The organism is Pelagicoccus enzymogenes, assembly GCF_014803405.1.
In the GTDB taxonomy this organism is placed as follows: Bacteria; Verrucomicrobiota; Verrucomicrobiia; order Opitutales; family Opitutaceae; genus Pelagicoccus; species Pelagicoccus enzymogenes.
Map to the genome: position 1 here is coordinate 271,661 of NZ_JACYFG010000002.1, position 25,488 is coordinate 297,148.

The 25,488-nt window shown below is 55.8% G+C and carries 12 protein-coding genes and 1 tRNA gene; 1 reads left to right on the forward strand and 12 read right to left on the reverse strand.

The features are described 5' to 3' along the window. Nucleotides 1-25 precede the first annotated feature (25 nt). Nucleotides 26-1,558 (reverse strand): SLC5 family protein, encoded by a 1,533-nt coding sequence (locus tag IEN85_RS00960; protein ID WP_191615190.1) that lies wholly within the window; start codon nt 1,556-1,558, stop codon nt 26-28. Nucleotides 1,559-1,596: 38 nt separating this feature from the next. After that, nucleotides 1,597-4,959: a tetratricopeptide repeat protein gene (locus tag IEN85_RS00965; protein ID WP_318186569.1), complete on the reverse strand. Its 3,363-nt coding sequence runs from the start codon at nt 4,957-4,959 to the stop codon at nt 1,597-1,599. Between the two features lie 146 nt (nt 4,960-5,105). Here IEN85_RS00965 and IEN85_RS00970 point away from each other — a divergent pair, with 146 nt between their 5' ends. Then, on the forward strand, nt 5,106-6,020 hold the full coding sequence (locus tag IEN85_RS00970) for a helix-turn-helix transcriptional regulator (protein ID WP_191615192.1): 915 nt from the start codon (nt 5,106-5,108) through the stop codon (nt 6,018-6,020). Here IEN85_RS00970 and IEN85_RS00975 read toward each other — a convergent pair. The 10 genes from IEN85_RS00975 to IEN85_RS01020 all read right to left on the reverse strand — a co-directional run bounded on the left by IEN85_RS00975 (nt 6,012) and on the right by IEN85_RS01020 (nt 25,046). Next, nucleotides 6,012-8,321 (reverse strand): glycoside hydrolase family 2 TIM barrel-domain containing protein, encoded by a 2,310-nt coding sequence (locus IEN85_RS00975; protein WP_191615193.1) that lies wholly within the window; start codon nt 8,319-8,321, stop codon nt 6,012-6,014. The two genes, IEN85_RS00970 and IEN85_RS00975, sit on opposite strands and share 9 nt — an antisense overlap. Before the next feature lie 46 nt (nt 8,322-8,367). Continuing rightward, the gene (locus IEN85_RS00980; RefSeq protein WP_191615194.1) at nt 8,368-9,360 is read right to left on the reverse strand and encodes a LacI family DNA-binding transcriptional regulator; all 993 of its coding nucleotides are present in this window, start codon (nt 9,358-9,360) and stop codon (nt 8,368-8,370) included. A gap of 7 nt (nt 9,361-9,367) precedes the next feature. Continuing rightward, nucleotides 9,368-10,828 carry an MFS transporter gene (locus tag IEN85_RS00985; protein ID WP_191615195.1) on the reverse strand — a complete coding sequence of 487 codons (1,461 nt, stop codon included), beginning with the start codon at nt 10,826-10,828 and terminating at the stop codon, nt 9,368-9,370. A gap of 168 nt (nt 10,829-10,996) precedes the next feature. Beyond that, nucleotides 10,997-15,304, reverse strand: coding sequence for an FG-GAP-like repeat-containing protein (locus tag IEN85_RS00990; protein ID WP_191615196.1), 4,308 nt, complete (start codon nt 15,302-15,304; stop codon nt 10,997-10,999). Then, a complete protein-coding gene (locus IEN85_RS00995) occupies nt 15,305-16,903 on the reverse strand; it encodes a tetratricopeptide repeat protein (protein ID WP_191615197.1) in 1,599 nt (532 codons plus the stop codon). Between the two features lie 310 nt (nt 16,904-17,213). Continuing rightward, a complete protein-coding gene (locus IEN85_RS01000) occupies nt 17,214-20,195 on the reverse strand; it encodes a TonB-dependent siderophore receptor (RefSeq protein ID WP_191615198.1) in 2,982 nt (993 codons plus the stop codon). Nucleotides 20,196-20,487: 292 nt separating this feature from the next. Beyond that, nucleotides 20,488-21,744: an FG-GAP repeat domain-containing protein gene (locus IEN85_RS01005; protein ID WP_191615199.1), complete on the reverse strand. Its 1,257-nt coding sequence runs from the start codon at nt 21,742-21,744 to the stop codon at nt 20,488-20,490. 948 nt (nt 21,745-22,692) lie between these two features. Then, nucleotides 22,693-22,769: transfer RNA gene (locus IEN85_RS01010), tRNA-Pro, on the reverse strand. Between the two features lie 68 nt (nt 22,770-22,837). Next, nucleotides 22,838-23,821, reverse strand: a complete 984-nt coding sequence (gene folE2, locus IEN85_RS01015; RefSeq protein ID WP_191615200.1) for a GTP cyclohydrolase FolE2 — start codon at nt 23,819-23,821, stop codon at nt 22,838-22,840. Between the two features lie 190 nt (nt 23,822-24,011). Further along, nucleotides 24,012-25,046, reverse strand: coding sequence for a LacI family DNA-binding transcriptional regulator (locus tag IEN85_RS01020; RefSeq protein WP_191615201.1), 1,035 nt, complete (start codon nt 25,044-25,046; stop codon nt 24,012-24,014). Nucleotides 25,047-25,488: the final 442 nt, after the last annotated feature.

Genomic DNA, 25,488 nt, shown 5'->3' on the forward strand with positions numbered 1-25,488 from the left:
AGCGAAGTTATGTAGATTAACTTTTTCATCGAAATATCCAAATGATAATTACAGTTGCAATGACGACAGCTCCACCTGCGAATTTCAGTCGCGGAGAGCTGCTCACATCGAGATCCTCCCGCACAGGTAGCACGCGGGGCTTCTCCAGCGGCCAGACGAAGGCAATGAAGCCCATAGCAAACACCACCAACTGAAAGGTTAGGGCCACCTGAAGTAGAAAGTGTACATCCGGTGCGAACGCTTGAAACAGCCCGTACAATGCCGGTCCCGCCAACAGAGCGAACACACCCGCCGCTGCCGGCGCCGTGGGCACCAACAAACCAAACGCGAACGCAGCCACTACCCCGGGCCAGATGTAGCCTTGGAATTGCTGGATAAACTGGAACACCCCACCGAAGCGCGGATCCGCCAATTGCGGCGCCATAAAACACGCCAGGGCCACGCTAGCCGCCGTCACTAATCGCCCGACCAGCACCAGTCGCGACTGGCTCGCGTCAGGGCTAAACAGACGGCGGTAGATATCCATGGTGAAAATGGTGGATGCGGAATTGAGCATGGATCCCAGAGAGCTCACGATGGCTCCGGCGATCGCCGCCAGCACGAACCCGCGTAGCCCGGCGGGGATAAGGTTGGTAACCATGTACGGAAACGCCCGGTCCGGCGTCTCCGCGACCTCTGGAAAGAGCTGCGAGGCCATAGTCCCCGGCAGTACGATAGCAAAGGGTACCAGCAGCCAAAGGGCTCCCGCGAAGATTACCCCGGCCTGACCGTCTCGCAGCGTACGAGCGGCCAAGGTACGCTGTACGATGAACTGGTTGAGTCCGCAGTAGTAGAGAAGCACGATCCACATTCCCGCAAAGGCACCCGTCCAAGGCAGCACCGGATGATCGGAGGGTAGAATCATGTGCAGCCGCTCCTCATTCGCTTCCGTAAACGCATCCCATCCTCCGACTGCATGTAGTCCCAACCCAAATACAAGCAGGCCACCCAACAGTAAGGCCAAGCCCTGAAAAAGGTCTGCCCAAGCGACCGCCTTTAAGCCGCCCCAAACCGTATACAAGGCAGCCACCACACCAAGCACCCAGACGCCTTGCGTCAACGGGACGCCTAACACCGTCTGCATAGTCAATCCGCCTGAGTAAAGCACTGCAGTGAGCAGGACCCCGATATAGATAATCACGGTGATCATCGCCATGATGGCTCGAGCCAAGCTGTTGTAGCGATACTCTAAGAATTCGGGGATCGTGTAGATGCCAGACTTCAACAACCGTGGCAGTAGTGAAAACGCAAATACAACGACTCCGATCGAACCAGCCAACTGCCAAAGGCTCACCGCAATTCCAACGTCGCCAGCGCCCTGCCCCGCCATGCCCACCATTTGTTCGGTGGAGATGTTGGCGGCCACGATCGATATTCCAATCAACCACCAAGGAAGACTACGTCCGCCCAGAAAATAGTCGCTGCTATCGCTGCCCCCACGGCTCTTCCAAACAGAGAAGCCGACGACGACGACAAAGAAGGCCGCGAAGAATATGAGGTCAAAGACGCTTAGAGCCATAATTACGGTCGGGATTTGGGAGGCAAAAACAGGCGAGACTAGTAGGCAGCAGCCATGAGATCAGCGGCCACAGCAGAACTAGGATCCTCTTTGAGCAAGGTCTCCAGCAATGCTGCCGCCTCTTTCTTCTGACCAAGACCGAACCGAGCCTGCGCCTCCAGAAGTCGAGCGGAGAAGTGCTGTCTCTGGTCGAGGTCCTCGTCGAATAGCAGCATCGTCGGCAGAGAAGTGGCGAAATAGTCGATCGACGCCGGCGTTTCCGCGAGCTCCCGAGCGTACTCCAGAAGCGACTCGAACAACTCGCGTGCCTCCTCGGCCTGCCCCAGGCGTTCCTTGGCTCGAGCGGAGAAGTATGTAGTCTCAGAGTAGCTACGCACGCTCATCCCCTGGAAGTCGCCCTTGAAATTTGCAGCAGCCTGCCAATGGGTTCTAGCCGCTGCGTCGTCGCCGAGAGCGGCATGAGCTTCGCCCAGCCACCAGTGGATCTCGCTGGGATTGACCAGAAGGTGGCGAGCTTCGCCAAGGTTCCTCGGAATCTCCAAGGCGGCAGCGAAGTGCTCTTTGGCCGCGAGGGCGTCGCCGCGCTCCAAGTGTTTCCGACCGAGCAGAATGCGGGCTCTCGTGTATTCGCGGGAAACGAGCCCTTCGCCCCCTTCCCATGGCTGGAATACTCTTGATTGGAGCAGTTCCAGAGCGCCCTCAGGACGCCCCGTCTGGTTGAGCAAAGCAACCATTTCCACGACCAAGTCGTCGCGCTGGTTCACGCAATCTGGTACTTGATTCAGGGCCTGAAGACGTTTTGCCGGACTGTGCCCAAGTCGCTTCCACAACTGATCGCGCTCGTAATGGAGGCGAGCATCCATGGGAGTGCATTCGATGGCCCGCTCGTAAGCCTGCTGGGCTTCGTCAGGCTGCTTGCGGATATTGAAGTAGGCGATCCCCAAGCAGCGCCAAACGACTGCATCCTTTTTATGAATACTCACCGACACTTCCCAATGCGCGATCGCCTCCTCATGCCGCCGGCGATCGTAAAGCCAGAACCCGAGCAAGGAGTGAGCCCGATAGTCCTTTTCGTCGGCAGCGATCGCTTCTTGCAGCACTGTTTGCTCTTCCAAGCGAACAGGAAAACACCTCTCGCCGCTTTCCTCTCGAGCCGCCTTACGACAGCGAGCCGCTTCAGCGGAACGTCCCAACTTGTCATTCAGCCAAGCCCGCGTGCACTCGACGATCGGCATGCTGCCGCCTTGAGGATCTAGGGTTGCCGTCTCCAGCACCTCTAAAGCCTCGAGCCAAAGGCTTGCTCGGGCGAAGTCGTGCGCCACATCGAGCCGCAGCTGATTGTCGTCCGGGATCTCTTCGTCCCGCAACCAAGTCGCCCAAACGTCCTGCGGATCGGTTTCGAGAATGTCATCCAAGGTGGCCGTCGACCAATCCTCGAGGCCGCAGCGGGCGTAAACGATCGCCTGCAGGTTGCGAACTCGGAGATTGTCCTCGTCGAGGCGACGGGCACGGGTGAGCTTTTCGTCCGCTTCCGCCCAGCGTCCGCGGCCGATTTCGATCTCAGCCATTGCCAGCTGCGACGCGCCTGCCCAAGCCTGATTCCAGGACGCCTTGGCAAAGGCTGCATAGGCCTCGTCATCGCGATCGAGGAACCGCAAGCAGCGGCCGAGCTGATAGTAGGCCTCTCCGTCGGCGGGATTAGGATTACGGGAAACGAGCCGCTCCAAGCTTTTGCGAAAGTGTTCTTCAGCGATGTCAAATTCACCTCGCCGCAGTCGCCAGCGTCCTAGAGCGAGGTGGCAGCGGCTATCGCCTGAATCGCGGCGCAGCGCTTCTTGCCAGTACAAGCTCGGGCAACGGGTGGCGTGGCGGTATTGCTCCAAGTGGAGACCAATCAAGTATAGCTCGTCCGAGCTCGCCACTTGCTCAGGCACAGGAGGAGCCTCTGCCGGAGCCGGTGGCTCTTCTCTAACCGTTTCCCGCGGCCGGTAGCGGATGATCTCGGCTCCATCGGCGTCTCGCACCACCAACTGCAGATCCTTAAGGGCACTGCTCTTGGGCACGTCAAACGGCACAATGCCCGCATGTCCCGGCAGGAGCTCAACCGTCTCCTCCGCCAGAGGACGGCCATCCGCTCCCACAATCTGCACGAGAGCGGAAGGAAAGGTCCGTGTCACTGATATCCGAGCCTCCACTCGGCACCCGCTCTCGGAAACACGCAAATTTACAGCCGCCTCCTCGTTGGCCTGACGCGGCACGCCGATACCATAGATCGGATACCAGAACTGGCTCCACTTCTTGGTTTCGCCCGGCTGGAGAAAAGAAAAGTCCGGTTGATTGTCGGTGAAAACTCCCGCCATCAGTTCTATATAAGGCGGGTGGCTTCCATCGTCGCGGGCGTCTGTGAGATTGCGGTCCCAGGCGTATCCAAATTCCTGATTCCCCCAAGTCCACTGCTTCTTGCCCGGGGCAATAAGGTGGTCCGCGATGTGCACGATGCCGATTCCAGCTCTATGATCGTAGCCGCCACAAAAATCGCCCGTCGATCCCATGCACATATAGGAGGTGGGCACGGGAATATTGGAATACCAAGAAAGGTCGTTGGGCGGGGGCGTATTTCCGTCGCTGTCCTTGGGAGGGAAATACTTGCGAGGCGTTTCGTGGGCTGGCACTCCGCTTTTAGAGCGACCTGCATAGTCGACTCCGTAATACGAGCCTTCGCACAAAGGAAAGGTGCTCATGGCCCGCTTCGCGTGGTCGGCCACGTAGCTCACGTCCGGAGGGAAAAATGACTGATATTGCTCATGAGCCTCCAGCCCTGCGTTGGCCCACCAAAGAAACGTCTGCACATCGTCCGTACGGTTATAGGCCCGCGCCCTCAGCTCCACCCGAGCGATGCCCGGCTGCAGCCGAATCCCATGCATCCCCTTCATCCGAGCCATGGGATCGTGCTCCGAAAGCCATACCGTCGTCGCGCCATCCTCTTCCTCCTCGACCGCTGCGTAGGCCGGCATAGTGGTCGAGGGACGGTGATGCTGCGGCCAATTGAATTCGATACCGCCGCTTACCCAAGGCCCCGCAAGACCAACCAGAGCCGGTTTGATTACTGGCTGATAATAGATCAGGTCGTGCTCGCGGATCTTGTCCCAGATGCGATGGATACGCCCACCTAGCTCGGGAAGGATCATTACCTTTATGTATTCATTTTCTATATACACGACCTCCCATGATTTCGGCTTGATCTCCGACTCGATGGCATCGCAAACGGGCATCGGATACACACGACCACTGGAACCTTGGTAGACGCGCTTTTCCAGGAACTGCGGATGGCGGTCCGGCGTCCTCGGTAGATAGGTCGGGAACTCAGCAATTTCTCGGCTTACGGATACGGATTGGGACACAGGTGTACGATAGTCGCAGGGCATAGCTACTCACTCCTTTAATGGTTTTCGGGGCAGTTTGAATCGGGGGTAGTGCCACGATATTACTCGAACTTCAGATGATTTACAATGGACGGTATTCTGGAAAACCTGCACGATCTTACACAATGAAGGAAATCGAGCGACGACAGGACGGATTCACGGGCCAAGTCCATTTAATGGTACCCGACGCCCAGCAACGCCTCATGGCCACGCACCCGCTCTTGGCAGGGCTACACGTCACGCACGCGGGATTCTTTCCCCGAGCAGAGGGCCATTTCCTGAATCGTCCCCGAGGTTGTTCAGATCATGTCCTAATCGCCTGCCTACGCGGCTCGGGTTGGGCTGAAGCCGACGGGCGACGCCAGCAGCTCGTACGCGGCGACGTCGTGGGCTTGCGAGCGAATCACCCTCACCTCTACGAAGCATCGGACGAAGATCCTTGGTCGATCGCTTGGGTTCATTTCGCAGGCAAGGAGGCAGATGCATGGTTCGAACATGCCACCAGCCAAGGCAAGGCACTTGCAGCCTGTCACACGCCTACGGAGAAACTGGATTCGCTCGGTATCGACCGTATCCACGCTTCGCTCGCCGCCGGCTACGGGCTGCCCGAGCTTCTCGATGCAGCCGTAAACCTGCGAATGTGCCTCGCGACGATCGCACGGAGAAAAGCTCAAAACACCAATGCCCTTTCCGCCCAAGAACGCGTCACCGCCTCTATCGAGATGCTACGAAACAACTGGAAGCAACCCCATATCCTGCCAGAGCTGGCCGCAGCAGCGGGTGTATCCGTGACACACTATACCACGATCTTTCGGCGACTCACAGGTTTCCCGCCGATCGACTACCTCATACGGCAGCGTATCCAGCACGGTGCGACACTGCTAGCGACCACATCCCACCCCATCGGCGATGTATCCAGCGAGTGCGGATTCAGCGATCCCTACTACTTTAGCCGCAGCTTCTCCCGCATCATGGGAGCATCTCCAAGACGCTACCGGCAGGTCCATCAACATAAGCTCAGTCATAGCGAATCAGCCTAGCGGCTTTGGGGCCTCCGGTCGTTCGCTGCTTCCAACCATCGTTCCACCGATGCAGTATTCGAAGCTTGTCGCGCCGATCCCCTCGCAAGTGGCAACCAGGGTGAAGCGATCGCAACCGGGCGATCGATGCAGAACAATCGAGGCAACTCCTGACTCGCAGAGCACGTTCTCCGGACCAACAATCCTTGCTCCTCCCACGATCTCAAAGGCTACTTCGTTTGTAGCCATCTTGCAGATATTTCCAGCTTGATCCACCAATCTAGCATGAGCAAGCAGGACATCAGCTTCATGCGGGTTGCCGAAAATGCCTTCGTCCGAAATTTGTAGAGTCAAACGCGCCGGCGTACCCGGGGTAGCAATACAATGTCGAGCCACCGCTATCCCATCAATTAACCCGGTTGCCTCTAGGGTCCCTCGTTCAAAACGGTCTAACTGAAACAAGAAGGGCGGGTAGCGAAGGTGCTGATTGTTTAAAGTGAGCGAGGGGACGAGCGGTCCGTGCATTTTGCCGTTCACCGTCAAAGAAACCTGTTGGCAATTGCTAAATACCAAGACATCGAGAATTGAGTTCTCCACCCATCGCGACGCGATGTACACCATGGGTCCCCCTTTCCAACGGTCGCTTACCTGATCTGGCGAACGCTGGCTCCGAAAGAAAAAGTAAGAGTACTTCGGCAAACGGTGGATATCCATCACCCCACAGGCGGCCCGAGTGGGACTGTACCCCCGCGGGTAATCGAACATCGACCAAAGTCCATCGGTAACAGCAGGAGAAGACAAAGTATCGTTCAAAGCGACGATGTGATTATGTGCCTGCCGCCGCAGGCGGCGTTCGCCCTCGCTACGAAAGGCGCGACTGTTGCTCCAATCCGCAAGTAGGCCTGCCCCCGTCTTTTGATCGAACCCTTCGTTCGAAGCGTAAAACTCCCAGTCACCATATTCGGCAACTACAAGCGCTTTGTCTCCGTTCTGCCAAGTATGGATCTTACCATGCTGTCTCGAATGGATGAATACGTCGAAGCGGTCGATCCAGCCACAGACGAGCATCTGGTCTCCCGGAAACTCCTCGTGGCCAATACGCATCAGTTCGGACATGAACGCTTCGTCCATTTCCGTTTCATTGAGTGAAAGCTCCCAAAATATTACGCACGGATGGTTACGGTCTCTTCGCACGAGATCCCTCGCGTTTTGGAAACAGGCCTCCCTAAAAGCCTCGCCTCCGAGGAACTGCCAGCCCGGGATACAATTCATCACTAACAAGCCAAGTTCGTCACAGGCATCTAGAAAGGCTGGAGATTGTGGGTAGTGCGAGAGGCGGACGTAATCAAAGCCCGCCTCCTTTATCCTTTTCGCGTCACGATACTGCGCAGCATCCGAAAGGGCGTATCCGATTCTTGGATAATCTTGATGCCGATTGGTTCCGAGTGGCCGTATTCGCTTTCCATTCAAGCGAAGTCCTTCGCTGCGAGAAACATCGATCCAGCGAATACCAAACCGCTCTTCTACGCAATGAATCAGGACCCCTTCCGGACTAACAATTTCCACCACGATCGTGTGGAGGAGCGGAGCGTCTAGATCCCAAAGCTGAGGATTACGAATAACTTCCGAAAACACATGTGTTCGATCGTCGTAAGCTACCAGCACCTGCGACTCATGGGTGTTTGAGGCAACGATCTTCTTCGACTCATCGAGTATGCGATAACGAATACAATATGGACGGTTCAAGTTAGACCCGTTTGCCACGTGGACCGAGATCGCAAGAGTCGCCTCTTCCGAGTTCAGTTTCTCGGTACGTACAAATATACCTCCACTTGCTACAACACTAGCTGAGACCGGATCCGTAATATGGATGGATGGATAGACTCTCAGCTCAACATGGCGATACAATCCTCCGTAGTAACAGAAATCGAGTTCATCGGAAGGTTTTCCGGGCGGCACTTCCGCGTTGTCTGTATTGTCGACCACGACGGTCAAAACATGCTCGCATCCATCGGCAACCCACTGGGTAATATCAACTTCAAACGGAAGGTAGCCTCCAGAGTGGCCTCCGACCCGTTCACCATCGATGGCAACCGCCGTCGTATGCATTGCCGCGCCAAAATGAAGCACGTACTTGGCATCCTCTTGGATCGCGTCTAACTTCAGCGCTCGCCGATACTCGCAGAGGCCTTGCCAGTGGTCACACCCGTCTAGGTCTGAGACAAACGGGTTGTGAGGCAAGCAGACCGAAATCGGCAAATCTTCCGTATCCAATATCCGGAACGACCACCCCTCGATCAAACGTTTTCTAAAAATCGCCATTCTTCTCTGCCATCAAATCGGATGAACATTCAGCGTCAGTTTGAGTCTAAACTGAATTCCTTTCGATCATTCGCACCGGCATCTTCACAGTGCGCTTGTTAACTTTTTGCCCTAAGGTAAGATCATCCAGCATGTCTGCAGCGGCTTCCGCCATCTCGCTCAAAGGTTCCTCAATCGCCGTTAGCGGCGGATTGATCAGTTCTGAAATCCCTTCGTTTTCGCCCCCAATAATCCCGATATCCTCAGGAACCCGGAGCCCCATCACATAGGTCAATAGATGTATGCACTCCATCGCCTGCAAGCTTGTACCCGGCACGTAAATACAATCGGCTCCGCCTCTTATGATCCGTGTTACCGCAGCGGAGTCCCGACCGGACCTAGCTGAAATCATCATTCGGTTTTGGTATTCTAGGCCTGCTTCCTGGATCGCCTGCCGATAACCTTCGAGTCGCTGCTCAAAGCCCTGCCCTTCGCCGCCAAAGCAAGCGAGCTTTTGCTTGCCGTGCTCGATAAAGTATTTCGCTGCGAGATAGCCTGAATGATAGTGATCTGAGTAGACGCAGTACTGTCGTTCCGTGGCCTCGAACTTATCCATGTAAACAATAGGAATCCGCTTCTCGAAATCCTTTAGGAAGTCGAGCAACTTTTCATCATAGGTCACCACTACGATGCCGTCCAGGAACAATCCGGGAAGCTCCTCGTAGGGATCCGTAGGCAGCACGATGCCCATCTTTCTGCGAGAAAGGGCGAACGATAAGTGAGCAGTCAAAGTGGCTGCATAACCTTCTACGCGGTCAGAAAATAGAGGATCCGTCAGGATCGCGATCTGCCGCGCACGAACCGAGGCCTGAGGCTTCAAATCCAGCTCCTTGGCCGCTTTCAGGATGGTCTCACGGGTCTCGCTCTTGACTCGGTCCCGGTTGTTGAGCACGCGGCTTACGGTGCCGGGCGAAAATCCAGTGTGCTTGGCTAAATCGTAGATCGTAATCTTCTTCGCGGTACCGCTGCCGTTCGTCTTCATTGTTTTCGCTTTCTTCATTTCGCTGCTAAACTGTACCTCGACGCTCCTCCAGAGCGTCTCGAGTCTCGTAGGCTCGCTGGCGGGTGATGGGATAAAAAAACAAGATGGCGATGGCAAGGATCGCCCACACTGCAGTCGAGATGGCGAGGAAGAGCCGTAGCGTCAGGATGCTTTCGGAACTTTGATCACCACCGCGTTCGGCGTCGAACCCAGACACCTGCAACGCGATCGTCATGCCAAAGATGGAAAGCGAGTAGCCGACCTTTTGTATCCACAAGAATACGGAGCCGAACATGCCCTCGCGACGTTGCCCATGCCTGAGCTCGTCATCGTCGCAGATATCGGCGACCATCGACGGTAGCAGCACCGCAATAGCGGTCCAGATAGGACCGCAGAATAAGGGATCGATCAAAATTTTCCATGGGTTGCCCGGCGTATATAGCACCCATTTCCCGATCGATCCGAAGAAGACCATAGCAAAGATCACGTTCAACGCGGTCTTCTTCCCGTAGCGGTTCGAAAGCCAGTTTATCGGATAAATGGATACGATTCCCACGATCGCGTACGCTGTGGAAAGCACCGCCTTCCAATGCGAACCTTCGGTGATATCGCCGTCGAACATATAGTAGACGATCAGGTAATAGTCGGTGCTCGACGCGAACATGCCAGCGACGATTTGACAGATGGTCAAACCCACCAACACCGCAAAGGCTTTGTTCTTGAGAGACTCCGCGGCGCTCGACCAAAACTTAACCTTCTTCTGCTTCTTGGAGACTTTGTAGTAGCGCTCCTTCACGAAGATGCCCGGCAAGATTCCGACTACGCCCAAAAGCAAAATCGCCACAACCCAGCCCACGAATCGTACACCATACATCACGCTACCAAAAACCGACAAGGTCGCCAACGGAAACAGCCACGAATAGCCAAGCTCACCGATCTTGTGAAAAAAGCCGCAAAAGGAGGTCACCCGCGTACGCTCCTTGTAATCAGGCGTCATTTCAAAGGTCAGGCTGGTCAAGGGCACCCCAAATATGGTGTAGCAGGTGTAAAACACTAGAAGCGAACCGAGCAGGTAGCCGGCCATGGCCTTCTCGCCCCAATCCATCGGCACCATCCAAATCATGCCAAAGGCGATCGCTTGCAGGATCGCACCAAGCACGATCAATGGCCGGCGACGGCCCCATCGCGTATGCAGGTTGTCGGAAATGTATCCAACGGCTGGATCCGTGATCGCGTCCCAGAGCCGAGGGATCGACAAGGCCGTACCTAGCAAAATCGGACTCACGTGCAACGTCATGTTATAAACCGGCATCGCCAGGCTATTGACGGCCATGTTTCCAAAAAACAATGACAGATAGCCGGAGCCCAAGGCTGACTTCTCGCCGAGACTCACCTTGTCCTCAGGCTTCGTCAGACGGTCCTCCCCCTCCCTCTTAAAGAGTGCGTCGCCGGAGAGCGACCTAGAATTGGATTCGGATTCAATCATGCAGGCTAAACTCTTTCTTTGGAAGCGCATCGTGCGCACTGCCCAATCGTCAGCAGGTCAACCCCATGGGCGTTCGCACCGACACAGACATTCGGGAGCGCAGGTGAACAGGTCAAAAGTTTAATCATTCGTCATACTTTTTTATTAAAGTTGAACCACCGCGAGTATTCACCATTTCACCTCCTCTATTTCTAGGCGTATCGGTTGTGCTGGGCCCTCTCCCCTTGCCTCAACCCTGAATCGGCCCGCATCCAGCGGAACTACGAGCGCAGCAGAGAAGGCCTTCGCCTCCTCTGCGCTCATGCCATCACGCAAGGCCAGCACCTCGACGATCGAGTCAAGGCTGCCTCGGTCACGTACTTTGTTGCTGGCGACAAGCGTCTCTCCATCAGCGTCGACACGTGAAAGCGAAATCGTTGGCCGCGTGGATTCCTCGCCGTTCGTCCAAGCCCGTACGGCAAGTAGCCGGACTTCCCCACTCTCAATTTCAAACTCGGCCGAGACCGCTTCCTGCGTTCCCACTGGCGATGCGAGCAATGCGTCCGATAGGCCGCTCGCCTTCACTACAACCTTGTAATCAGGGGAATAGGAAGTGGATGGATCGTCATCGAAAACAAAAAACACGCCTTCATCCCCCGCCTGTTGAGCGGCGTCGACGCTGCTCGCTTGCGAGATAGGCCTCGGTTGCCCGTCATCGAAATCCAAAGTTACGAAGTTGCCATCGCTCCCACCGGCAGTCTTCAGCCCGAATATAGACTGCCTTAACGCGCTCGGCTTCACTGCCTTGCCTCTCAGCGAATGCGCCTTCAAGAAGGCTTCCACCCCTATACGTGCTCCCAACGTTCGACCAATAAAGTCGTCCGCTCGGACGTGGATACCGCCATAGAGGCGCGAGAGGCCCGCTTGGTCCGCGGCGTCGAAATAGGTTGCCCACTGCAAGGTCACGTCATCGCTTGGCCCGTACTCGAATTCGAGGAACTCGCCTTTCGGAAAGGTGTACTGCCCCATCCCGCCCGGGAAATAGGGCGAACCTGTAAGCAGCGAAACGACCTCAGCTCCGGCACGACTAAAAGTGCTGTGACCTGAAACATAAGCCGCGAAAGCCGGCGTCACGAAGGTGCTGCGCTGGTACGGCAACCAGTTCTCCGCAAGGATCCAATCGACACCGCCGACTTGGGTATGGCTATCGGCCGGTTCACCGGCCCAAGCTCGTATCGCAATCTTTCCTATCTCGGCAGACAAGTGCTCGTGACGCTGCCCTGCCGCCACGCTTGCCTCAGTTACCACCTCGATCAAGCCCTCTATCAGCGGCAATCCGTAAACATGATAGCTCGGTCCATCGGGATCGCTCGATTGCCCAAATCCTCCTAGGCAGCGAATCATGGAGATGGGCCGCGAATAGTCGTATTGCCGCTTCAGGGTCCATGCTGCCACCGCCGCATCGTGCATGGCGCCATTCAAGGCGAGATACGATTGGATGTTCCATTCCAGCTCGTCCATCTCCACGCCTAGGCCCATGTACTTGCGCTCGAACAAAGGGTGCTCGCTCACTTCGTTCAACAACGTATTCCAGTGCCCCGGGGGCGTTTCCGAAGCTGGGCCGTCGGCCCAAAACTCGGCCAAGATTCTCCCATAGTCCGCGTGGTTGACCATATTCGGCTCGTACGGCTTTGGCTCTCCCGTTTCAGGATCGAGATCGAAGGGGTTCACGCTTCTGCCCTGCCCATCATTCGTTCCCAAAGGATTATTCAGCAAACCTCCGGGCGACACGTCGATCATCTCGCCCCCAGCCGGATCCAAGAGCGAGGAGTAGCGAATCACTTCCACCGCAGCCGCCACGAATTGGTCGTGCGTCTCCGTCCCAAACAGGGGCGGCGAACCGGGATCCCAAGCTATGGTTATTCCGCTGTCCTTCTCGATCGCGAACGTGTCCACTTCGCGCCAATTCACGCCTACGAAGCTCTGCACCTTTTCCTCGGTGGGTATTCCATTCTGCGTTACCCTAAAATCGAAGGCAAGCGGCTGCCAACGATTGGGGTCGGCCATGTTCGTACCGGGCAGCTTAAAGACCATCGGCTCGTTCGCTGCCTCGTAGCCACTTGTGTCCACGTATCCATTCGACTCGTTTGATCCGTCGTTGAGCGTTTGCTGGAGAATACTAGCAGCGATCCGATTGCCCACGGCGGCAGGCGCATTGCCTTCGATTGAGTCAATAAGGACATCGTAGCCCAACTGATCCATGAGCCAGGTGATATTGTAAAGTATTCGCTCGCTGCTTACACTGTTTCGGTAGCGCTGCTCAAGCACTCGAAAGCAGGCGTAGCTGATTGCTTCCCGCTGGGACGCAATGCGGTCCCCGTGCCAATCCGCCTCGGAGAGGGGTTCCTGATGAAACACTGCTCGGGCTCGGTTCCAACCGTCCGACTCGTAGGCCCAGAAAACATCCCACATCACAGCGGAAAGGTGGTACAGGTTTCTGCCGTGAATCGTTGGGGCAGGAAAATCCTTGCGGATGGCATCCAACAAAAACTCGTTCCACCATCGGGCCACAGAGTGATCTTCCAGTGCGATCCCCACCTCGACCAAAACTTCATTAGTCAATGTCTCCCCTGCAGCGTTTTTGACACGCGCTCGATAGACTCCGGCATCGTAAGGCTGTAGGAGCTTGATGTTCAACTCGTGTCGGTTGGCTCCATCAAGCGGAACACCATCTTTCTCCCAGCTGACGGTCACGCCCGTGTCGCCAAGCACCGCCAGCGACAGTTCAAGTCTTTCCCCTACCTCGAAACTCCCACCGACTGGCTGTGTCTCGATGATTGGAGCGATGAGCTCAACATCCGGCTCCACCAACAAATGCACTTCATTTGTATTCAGATTTTCTATATCCTGCCGAATCCCGCTCGGCCAGATCACCTGAATGGAGTCTACCGTTTCGCCGGCATCCCCCAGTCCCAAGTGCAATACGCCTTCCCTTTGCCCCATGTAGGCATTGCTTGGATTGAAGAGAGCAGTCTGGGTCTTCGCTCCATCGGTCACGCGGACCACGGCTCCAATTCCGTCTCGATTCGACTGATCACCTTGTAAGCGAAAGCGTATCCACTTCTTTCCATTTTCGGACGCGTTGCTCCGATAAACGATCGGCTTGCCGAAGGTTTGGGTGACGATCACATCCTCGTCGCCGTCGTTATCGTAGTCCAGTACTACGACCGCCTTCCCATATCCCTGGTCCGCCACTCCCGAAGCTGGAGTGATATCGTTAAACCGTCCCGCACCGTCATTTTGAAATACTGTGGTGGGGTCGTCGAGGGCGTCCTGATAAAAGAAAACTTCCCATTCAGCCGAATCCATGCCGTTCGTAACAAAAAGGTCCGGATCGCCATCGTTGTCGTATTCGAAAAACGCCGCACCCCAAGACCACCCGACACGATCCACTCCCGCCGCCTTGGCAACTTCGTAGAATCGCCTTGATCCAGAATTCTGATACAACTTGTTTCCAGTGTTCGTACCCGTTTCGTCGAAGAGCTTCTGGTCGAAAATCGATGTCGCATAGTAGTCCAGGTCTCCGTCCAAATCGTAGTCCGCGATAGCGATCCCCATGCCAAACTCGTCCAGCCCAACACCAGCCGCATCGGTGCCTTCGATAAAGGTACCGTCCCCGCGATTCCAGTAGAAGCGGCTTCCTCCAAAATCCGCCATCAAAGCGAGATCCGGCCAACCATCCTCGTCGAAGTCGGCCCATCCAGTAGAAAACCCGTGCTGTCTGGCAACAGCATTTTCAGGTTGAGCCAGCCCGGCCGCCAGGGTTACGTTTTCGAAGTGTCCTGGGTTTTCTGCCCCTAGGTTTCTCAATAGCACGGAGTGCAGGTCTGGCTCCACACCAGCATCTGGTCCCCACTCGCTCACGTAGACGTCCAAGTACCCGTCCAAATCAAAATCGACCAGCCCGACGCTGTGCCCTTCGTGCGGAAGCTCGCTGGTCGAAACCGCCGCTCCCCGTTGCGTGGCTTCCTCTACGAAGACGCCTGTCCCATCGTTGATAAAAAGATAGTAGCGCTCGCCACGATGCGGTACGACGAATAGGTCCTGATCACCATCTCCATCGAAGTCACCTGCGGCAAACGCTCCGCTGTCCTGCGCCACCGATAGCCCCCGTGCATCGCCTTCTTCGACGAAGGTTCCATCCCGCTGGTTTATAAACAACACGGGAGGCTTGTTGTATCGCCCCGCTACGAAATCCGTCCACCCATCGCCGTCCGCGTCAAACGCGGCAGCGCCCGCATGGTTTGAAACCGGGGTGTGAGTCACTCGATCCAAGCCCAAGGCTTCGTTACTCGGGACTTCGATCTTGTCCGCATGCAAATAGTCAATCCCCACGCTGTCGCTAACGTTAGTAAACCGCGCGAATCCGTTGTTCGAATACATCAAGGCACCGACGCATAGGAACGTCCGTATGAAAGCTGACGGGCTCGCCTTCATTTAGCCGTCCTCCTTGAGCCGCTGTTCTATGACCCTGCGCAATTCGCGATTTCCCTCGCTGCGTACCATGGCCTCTTTCCAGCTGGCTATAGCTCCTTCCAAATCTCCAGATGCCATTCTCACGTCTCCAAGGCTTACATACAAAACGGGGTCGTCAGGGCGCCGCTCGATCAGGTCCGCTACGGTCGCTTCGGCCAGGTCGAAGCGTTCGAGCTTCAGGCAAAGCTGCACCTTGTTCAGGTAAGCCTCCTCGCCATCTGCCGAGACGTCGATCGCTCGATCGTAAAAACTGATAGCGGAATCGAATGCGCCCGCCCGGGCTTCCTCGTTTCCTGTACGCAAGCAAGCCAAAGCGAGCAAAGCGCTGGCATCCTGATTTTTCGGGTCGATCTCTACCGCCTCTTGCAAGGGATCGATCGCATCCTCCGGTCGGTCTAGCTCAAGAGCATAGCGGCCAATCATAACCCGCGAGGCTATGTCCTGAGTAAGCAACTGACGCAGTTTTTGGAGGGCCTCGACAGATTCGTTTCGTTTTCCCAGGCTCCAGTAAAGCCGAGAAATTTCGCGATTTCCTTCAACGTGATAGGGATCCATCGCCAAGGCTTTCTCCAACCATTTTTTCTGTTCAGCGCTCCCACGTTCTCCTGCGAGTGAGGCCATCAAAACAAGGATGTCCGCGTCTCCTCCCGTACGGTTGATTTCCTCGAGCACGACGGACTCTGCACGTTTTCCCAAGCCTGCTTTCGCCAGAGAATCGGCAAGAAAATAGCGAACGGTGGACGGGTCGCCCCCATTTTCCAAGGCTTGCTCGTAGGCCTCTGCCGCATCCGCGTAACGGCCTACTTGGTAGAAGGCGTATCCTCTTTGCTGGTACGCGTGCGGGTCATTAGGCCGTATCGCTTCCATCCGGTCTACCAGTTCCAAAGCCCGATCAAGCTCGCCAGCCTTGAGATGATTCTCGAACGCGAAACCGAGTCGCTGGCTGTCGTAGCAATCGCTCATCAAGGAATCTAGCCATGGATCCTCCAGAGGGGAAGGCTTTTGACGAGGTGCGCTCTCGCGGATTTCCGCTGCGAGCTGCCCCTGCCCGACCCGTTCCAATGCTTGGCTCAGCAATGAGAACCCATCCGAAAACCCGGGATTCGCGAGCACCAGCTTTTTCAACGTGACAATAGATTCTTGTACATCGTTTTCGCGCAATTGGTCGCGCGCTATTGCCAGCAAAGCTTGTGGCTGCGTTTTGTGCGAATCGAGAATGCTGCGATACCGCTGTAAGGCATGGTCGGCGTCGCCTGACTTGTATTCCAGTTCCGCCAACTTGAGACGGGCCGGCAGATAGTCGGGCGTTTTCTCCAAACAATCGAACAAGGACGTTCGGGCCATAGCGAAATCGCCCATCTGGCTCGCTAGATCAGCACGACGGTAAAGCAGGATATCCGCTGCTACATCGCTCTCGCTCAACGCGATTTTGTAGCACGCTAGTGCTTCCACGTTGAATCCATTTATATGATACAGGCCTGCCAGCTCGACAATCGACTGCCCATGATCGTTCCACGGCAGCAGGAGCCGGCTCTCGATCCTGTCTATACGATGATCCAATTCCGTGGGAAAGCCCTCGGTGTCCGGACGATCTGGAAGCGCCGAACGGATTGCCCTACCATCGGCACCGCCCCAAAAGAGCCCGACCGCTATCGCTACCGCCACAGAGAAACCAATGGAAACAAAGAGTAATAATTTTGATTTCGAACGCAGCATCGGGGTTTTGCAGGCCATCGAACCGTAATAAAACAAAAAGGCGAGGCCCAGGAAAAAGCTGATTCAGTCTTTGGAAGAAGACCTTTGTTCTAAAAAAAATGAAGGATGCCCAAGCCCCAAAGCCTGGGCAGCCCACCGCAAAGAAATAGCCCGATTAGAAGCTAAACGTCGACTGCAAGGTCCATGTAGGGCCAAACTCGATACGGAAACCAGACTCCTGTCCGTCAGAGTTGGCGTTGATCGCCTGGAACCCTTCGTTGCGTGTGAGGTTGCGCACGTTCAACTGGACGTTTAGGTCGACGCGGTCGTTCATGATCTTCTTGTCGAAACCGATCCAGAAATCGACGTCGAGAGTCGCCTCGTCCATGTAAGGGCTGTTGAGCTCCAGACCAATCACATCGCCCGCTTCGTTGTTGATGGTCGGGAAGCCGATCGCAGCGTCATCCTGCCAACGAAGGGCTCCACCGATGTTCCAGCCTTTCATACCACCATCAGTAAAGGTGTAGTTGGTAATGGCATTGGCACGCCACTCGCGAAGCTGAGGATTGGTGGTACCCTCGGCCGCGTTGTAGGTCGCCGCGGAGAATGCAGGGAACGCATCGTAGAACTCGGATGGATTCCCCTCGAAGCCCCAGGTAGAATACGTGAAATCGCTATTCCAGACGGAACCGCCGCCTACGTTCTGCCAATATGGAAGAGCCTCTTCCAGGAACCGTGTAACAGCTGGAGCGATAGCGGAGGAAACCGCATCCTGCTGGGAAACGTTGGCCATGAAGCGCCAGTTTTCAGTCGGGTTGTAGATCATCTCGATTTCCATGCCCTTCGAGGTCATTTCAGAGGTGGTCACGATATTGATATCGCCTACGCTGAGAGGTGAGACCGGAGTGTAGGAAACGCCCTCTAGAGCGGCCACATCAGCCATCACGTTTTGGTCGATAAAGAGCAGCTCCCATTGGGCAAGGCGCATGGCGGGTCCCCAAGGCAGTCGATTGTTGGTCTGCTCGACCTCGTACCAATTGACGCGCAGGTTCATCTTGCCTTCAAGCAGGTTGAGCCCGAAGCCGTAGTCGACGCCCTCTCCCGTTGGCGGGGGCACGGACTCGTTGAACATGTTAACCTGGGTAGCGGCAGGACGGAAGTTTTCCGACTCGTTGTAATGCAAGCTAAGCCAATCGAGCGGGTGAACCACCACACCCATGGTGGTGGTGGGGCCACCTGATTCCGCAGGATCGCCCGCGGAATCGCCGAGGATCAGCAATCCGTCGTCGCCGAGCGCTGTGTAGGAGTTCGTGGCCTTCTCCTGGGTGTCATCGCGCCAGCCAGCGGTGCCTACGACCTTACCTTCGAGCCAGTAGCTCTGCCAGATAAAGCCGGTTGATTCGACGGTTTCCGCCTGAACATCGCGACGCTTGGGCGTAAACATCGAGCTGTAGCTATCGGTCGCCCACATGCCAGCGTCCGCATCCCAATAGAGGTTGGGCACGCCTGACGGCGTCAGGTCCGGAACGCCCGGAGCCATGGTGGCTGGAGAATCGGCGGTGCCGCCGAGATAGCGGATACGCGTCATTTGCCACAAGTCCTCGTTCACCCGATTGTTGGTGGGGAGGTAGTCCACCAGCTCGGAGCGGATCTCATTGAAAACCGTATTGGTGTTGCCCGTTTCTTGGCGCTCCGCCAAAGCCGTAAAGTTGTGGCGTCCGAGCCACTTGTTGCGCTCGCGGAAATCCAGCTCATAGGTCAATGTACCGCGCAGCATTTCATTGTCGACGTTGCGGATCGACTTGCTGTCGAGCGTTCTCTGAGGAACGTAGGTCTCGCCGAAGTGCGGATTCGGAGTACCGTCCATGAAGTGAGAATTGTTATCTACCCAAATCTGGAAGCCCCAGGTGAATCGTTGGGTATCCTCCTCGTAGTCCTCAGACAAGTATCCAACGTTCAGATACAAGTTCTCCGCGAGCTTCTGGTCCCAAGTGAAGGTAAGGGCTTCGAAGTCGTGGTTGCGAAGGCTGGGATTGAGATTCATGTCATGGAAGGGAGCGATCTTGTTGTCGGAAAAAGCGACCGAGGTGAAGTTGTCGGCGTCGCCGCGCTGCTGCACGACCCCGGTAAACCAGCGGTCGTTGCCCCCAGTTAGAAACTGAACCGTGTTTCCATCGTAGTCGGTAATCGCTACGGCCCCCACGTTCTGCGGACGAGTGAGGTAGTCCGGAGACTCGCTGTACAGCTGCTCCGCAGCGTTCCAAGCGGGCCTTCCCTGCTCCACCCATTCAGACACGTAGTCGATCGGAGTGATGGAATTCGGGTTGTTCTGCTCCTGACGCGCCACTTCGTAGTTCAGCTTGAAGGTTGAGTTCTCGAAAGGTTTGTAGGTCGTCGCTAGGTTCAAGCGATTGTCGTGATAGTACGCAGGCTGCTGCTGGTAGCCCCGATCGGCCCAAAGCCCTAGGACGCGCACAGCCAACTTGTCGTCGATGAGCACACGGTTGAAGTCTGCGGTCGTCCGAAAGTCGGTGTTGGATCCGACTCGAAGCGACAATTCCGTACTGTCTTCCGCGACCAGAGCGCTTTTGGTCGCGTAGTTAACCACGCCCGCTGGATCAGCCATCCCGTAGAGAATGGAGTTCGGGCCGCGATTGACGGTCACGCGCTCGAGGTTGTAAGCGTCGATACCGACGCTTCCGCCAATCGAGCGGAAAAAGTCACGGGTAAGCTCGGCGCTGCCTAGGCCGCGCACACGGTTCTGGATGTTCGGGTTGTCGGACACGAAGTCCTGAGTACCGTTTCCTCCCGCGTTGGTGTAGTTTAGCGTACTTTCCGTATTGGCAGTGTACACGAGGATGTCGTTCAAATCGGCCGCACCAACGTCCTCGATGAAGTCCTCAGTCACCACGCTGATCGAAGCGGCGACGTCCTTCAATTGGGTGTTGATGCGACTGCCCGCCAAGGTGCTGTTCGCGCGGTAGCCTTGGTCTTCATCCGCGTTCACTTCAAATGGAGAGAGCGTGAAAACTTCATCGTCCTCTTCATTGTCCTGAGCCCAACCAAGTGAAAGCGGCACGGCTGACACAAGGGCAACAATCGCAGCGTTTCGGGCCAGCAATCGTGGAGCATAGGGGTACTTTTCTGTCTGTTTCATATTTAGTTAGCTTGTTTGACAAAGCGTCTGCAAACGGAAGCTCCGCAAGGAGACTCGGAGTCCCTATTTGCAGCAGATCTGGATTAGTGGGGTGGAGGTATGAGGGGTAGCGTTCAGCGGGTGAGCCTGGACTCGGCCCGGGGCACAAAGCGTGAAAGTCGAAGAAATCCGACAATAGATAATCTGTTAGATCTTTAGTTAAACTGTTTTACTTTTACGAGATCAAGCAAATTCTTGGGACGTTTCGTCCCCCTTGTTCTGCGATCGGCAAAGCAGCCCCAAGCGAACCGACTTACTGGCTACGCTGCCAAAGACTCACGCGGCTGACATGGATCATGGGAGGATAAAAATAAAAGCCTCCGCTTACTAACTCGACCCTACCGTCACCATCCAAATCTCCTGCTTCGAGCGCGATCAGATGAGTTGGAGCGTGAGCGAGGATGCGCTTTTCGAAGCGTCCTCCACCTAGATTTTCGAAGCAGGCCAAGGATATCGCGTTCGCGTCCGACCAATCGTTGAAGGCGCTGGTAGCAAGAAAATCCAGATCCCCATCGCCGTCGATATCGGCCACACAGGGAGCGTAAGCGCCCGACAAGTCCCCAATGCGGCGATACTCGAATTCGCCCGAGCCATCATTCTCCAGCCACTGGACACCGTGCCAACGCCGAGCTCCGGGAGTGGCATAGTCGAAGCCATCGCCATTGGTGTAGGCAATGTCCACGTCCCCATCCAAATCCATATCCAACAATTGGATACCGCTGCTGCCAAAATCTTTGTTGGTTGAACCAAAAAGGACTTTCGCCTCGAAACGCCCCTCTCCTAGGTTCTCGAACAGGTAAATTTCCTCCCAGTCCTGGGAAACGAGAGCGATGATATCGAGGTCTCCGTCCCCATCAACGTCCGCGATCGGAGTGTGGATCGTCCCGGAAAGGCCCAGCAAGCTATGGCTCGCGAACTCCAAATCTCCCCTATTCTCTAGCCAACGAATCTCGCCCTCGAAGTATCCAAACGCGCCAACCGACAAATCCAAGTCCCCGTCCCCGTCTAGGTCCCCCGCCTGCACATCCGTCACGCGATCAATTCCCTCCACCAAAACGCGCTTAGAGAAACCCTCTCGCCCGTCGTTCTCCAAGACGACCACGGCTCCAATCTTTTGATCGTTTGGCGTCACAATTCCCATGCTCGCCACCAATAGGTCAAGATCTCCATCCCCATCTAAATCGCATGCCTCCACATGAGCCGCTCCAGCGACTCCATCTGCGAGTGTCAATTCCTCGAAAACACCCCGCTCGACCTGTCGCATCCATCCCACCATATTCAATCGCCCTTCCGTGAATACGACATCCACCAACCCATCCCCATCCAGATCGACAATCGACAAGTCCGTCACCCAAGGACGCCCTTCTATGGGATCACCTATCGTCTTCCACTTCATGTATTCAACATTCAGTACAGATTCGACGCCATTCACCGGCTCATCCTCAAGACCACTCTTCTCCTTGCCACAAGAGACCAATAGAAAACTAAGCCCAACTAGACTATTAGCCATAAGGTAGCGCATGTCGTTCTTCTGAATCAGACGCTACAACGAATCCAGATTATTGTGAACAACCCTAGAGGCAGTAAATCAGACTAGAAGGGTTCTCCTCAAAATGGTAACGAATCACAAAAACAGCCTCTTCCGTAATGACTCACGAATGAGGCCTTCTTTTCAAACGATCTGACCATCGGGCATCGGGATTTACCCCCCGCGGATTGAAACCACACAGAGCACTGTACATCATTTCTTTGAATGGTCTGACTGGCGTGATTCGCGATCGCATTATCTCCCTCAATTCAATTTTTCGGAGGATTTCATGGCAAGCGTCTGCGCTTCGAAACGATCCCCATTAAACGAAACCCAACTTATGCCCAAATTCGGACATTTGGTTTCATTAATCTTTTTTCATCGATGCCCCTAGACAGGCTCATATCCTGAAGGCAAACTGAGCATAACGACCACACGATCGGCAGGGAGTCCTCTGACGCGAATCTGGGGCATCCATCCTGGGCCGCGAGCGCGGAGACTGGTGCCTTTAGGCACAGGATAGAACAATCAAGAATCCAAAAAATTCAAAGACGCTTCATTAAACGACGAATCGGCAGGCTCAGAAAAACGAATCTGACGACAACTGCTAGATGAACCAAAAGCCGGAGGCTTCTCCTTGCACGAATACAAACCTTCCGGGCAGTAAGCCCTCTTGTCCTATTGCCCGGTAAACTGAAATGAGTTTGCGAAAAGCTCGACCGGCAGAATGCCGTGGGAGATTTTCGTTGAAAACTCTCCAACAGTTCGCCGAAGCCCAATCACTACCGTCCAGAGCACCGCCAATCAGCCCACAAAAAAGCCTCTTCCGTAACAACTTACGAAAGAGGCTTTCTTTTCAAACAATCGGGCCAGCGGGATTTTATCCCGCAGGTTAAAACCACTCAAGGTGCTGTATATCAATGCTTTAAATGGTCGGGCTAGCGGGATTCGAACCCACGACCTCTTGTCCCCCAGACAAGCGCGCTACCAGGCTGCGCCATAGCCCGTTTTTGAAAGAGCGGCCAATGTGAACAGCCACTCCACGAAGATCAATGAAAACTTACGCGAATTTTCACTAGCAAACGAGAGAGTCGAAATCCGAGAAATCCGCCTGGAATCCGCCGGGCACGCCCTTGCAGATGACCGAGACCGCGTCGTGCGAGTGCAGCGACTCGAGATGCGAGCAAGCAACTTGGAAGTCTGCGATGCGGTCGTCGCCGGCCAGCTGCTCGTAGACGAGGCGTGCCGCGTCTTCCACGAACTTGATGTAAGCGCCGTTGAGCTCGGCAAAGGCCTGCTCGTCCTCGCGCTTGACCATCACTTGCGTCTCCGTCTTGAGAGCCACCGCCAAGTGCTGCTGCAAGTCCTCGATGTCGAGGCTGGCCCCTTCCGCGAGCTTCACGAAGACGCGAGCTTTGCTGCGTTGCGAGTGCGGGATCGAGTACGCCTCGCGCAGGTCGCGGGCGTGCTCGGCCAGTTCTGCCGAACAGGGGCAGGCAGAGGAATAAACGAAGTCGAAATGAATCAAGCGCTCGAAAGTGCCGTCTTTCGACAGGCGACCCTCGAAAGCGCACTTGTAGTACTGGTAGCCCTCCAAGCCGCTGCGCAGGCTTTGCTGAACAATCGGGTAATTGAAGCGGATGATGATGCGGGCGTCGAAGGCCACCACCTTGTCGCGAAAGAGGTCGAGCACCGTCTTAACCGAGTCGATGGTAAAAACGTCGTCCTTTAGCTCGTAGAAGGAGCGCATGATGCGCGACATGTTGATGCCCTTCAGGTTCGCCTCTAGGGATACTGAACCTGTGATGCTCGCCTCCAGGGTGAGCAGCTTGCCGCCGGCGCCGCGAACGGTCAGCGGCAGCTTGAAGTTGGACACGCCTACCTGCTGGATCGGCACCGCCGCGCCTTGCTCCGACTCGACCGCCTCCATGATGTCCGGCATCGACTCCCGATAGGCTTCGGAAGGTTTGAAGTCGGCATCGTACGACCGCTTGACCGGCGCCGCTTCCGCGGGATCGGTTTTGTGCAGGTACATTTTTGGTTTGTTCTTAATCGACATCGGAAATGTGGTTCTTTGCAGCCTGCTTCAGGACTCGCTCCCGCCGCCGCCTACAAAAAATCGAGCCGCCAGTAGAGGTTTCGTCAGAAAAAAAGCAAGAAAACAAGGTCAACGCAAAGGCGTACCGTAAGGCTGCGCAACTGAAACAGCGGTGGCCCGGCCCTCGATTGGGAACAATCCCTATGCCGCCCTAGCGCCACTGGCGCCGAAGCAGCGTCTCCCCCTCGATCCACTCGCTTTCCACCATTTCGATGCGCGGATTAGTGGGGATGCCCAGATCCTGATTCATGATGCGCGAGACCAAAAGCTCCACCGCCCACTCCCCCATCAAGCGCTGGTTCTGCTGCATACCCGAAAAACGCGTCCCATCCAAAAGCTGCGTAACCGCTGCGATCCCCACGTCCCGCGGCACCTCCATGCCGTTGCCCTCCAAGATCATTTGCAGCTTCTCCACCTCCCGGCGATGGTGCACGCAGACGATGACGTCGGGACGGTTGCTGAGCACCCACTCCAAGGTACGCTCCGCGCTCACCTCCGTCGTGCGCAAGATCGGCATCAGCGAAGCGTTGCCCAGAGCATGCTCGCACCACCCCAAGTAAGCGCTGGGATAAGAGTGGGCCGTGCGCCCCTCCTCGTACTCGTTCAACAACAGCCCCGGCCGCCGGTAGCCCATCGCGTGAAGGCGCTCCAAGGTGCGATACAGGTCGTTGAAAAAATGGCTGGTCACCCGATGCAACGGCGTCGAAATGCTCAGCCCTATCGTCACGACAGCGTAGTGGTCTAGCTCCTTGGGGAATTCCTCCTCGAAGTTCGGACTGCCGAAGCAGAGCAGTCCTTGGATTCCCCTCGTGTCCAGAACCGAGCTGAAACGCGCCGCATTCATCCCGGGAGCCTTCAATCCCAGGGACTCCAGGCGATACCCCAAAGCCTCGCCCCGCGATCGCATGGCCTCGTAGACCGCAGTCAGGTGCCGTGACCCCTCCCAGGGTCGCAGGGTGTCGTAGAAGGAAATCACCCCGAAGCAGGCCACCGTCGGCCCGCTCCCATTCAGGCGCAAGTGACTCATCAGCTCGTTCAGCTTGGCGTTAGGCTTGTAGCCGAGGCCCTCCGCCTCCCGTAATACCCGCTCCCGCGTGTCCGCGGAAATCTTCGGGCTGCTGCGCAAGGCAAGGGAAACCGTGGAAGGCGACAGGCCTAGCTTACTGGCAATTTTTCGAACGCTCATGGGGAATCAAAGAGGTGTTGGGGCAATACCCGACACCATTTCGAAAAAACAGGAAGGTCAACGTCTAACGAATGTAAAATTCGTTGCCTAAAAATTCCCGATTTCATGCTCGAAACGATGAGTCCCGATTACGTCCTTACCTATAACTTTAGTCATAACACGGCTATATCCACGCACCTAGTCGGAAAATTCAACGTCTACCTTACACGAGGTTGATAAGCCTCAGAAATGCTAAAAGTTCGGCCCTAAAACCAAAAATCCCCACCAACGCCTCCCCCTGCCTAGCGGCCTACCCACCGACGCTCCCCGAAACTTCCGGGCCCCCGCGAGCCAAACCACTGCTACCTCCCCCTATCGCCGACTTCCAGCGCACGACTCACCCTGCCGCCGCACCGCCCCACCCCTTTTCGACTCTACCCCTTTTTCGCCAATGGCAAACGCC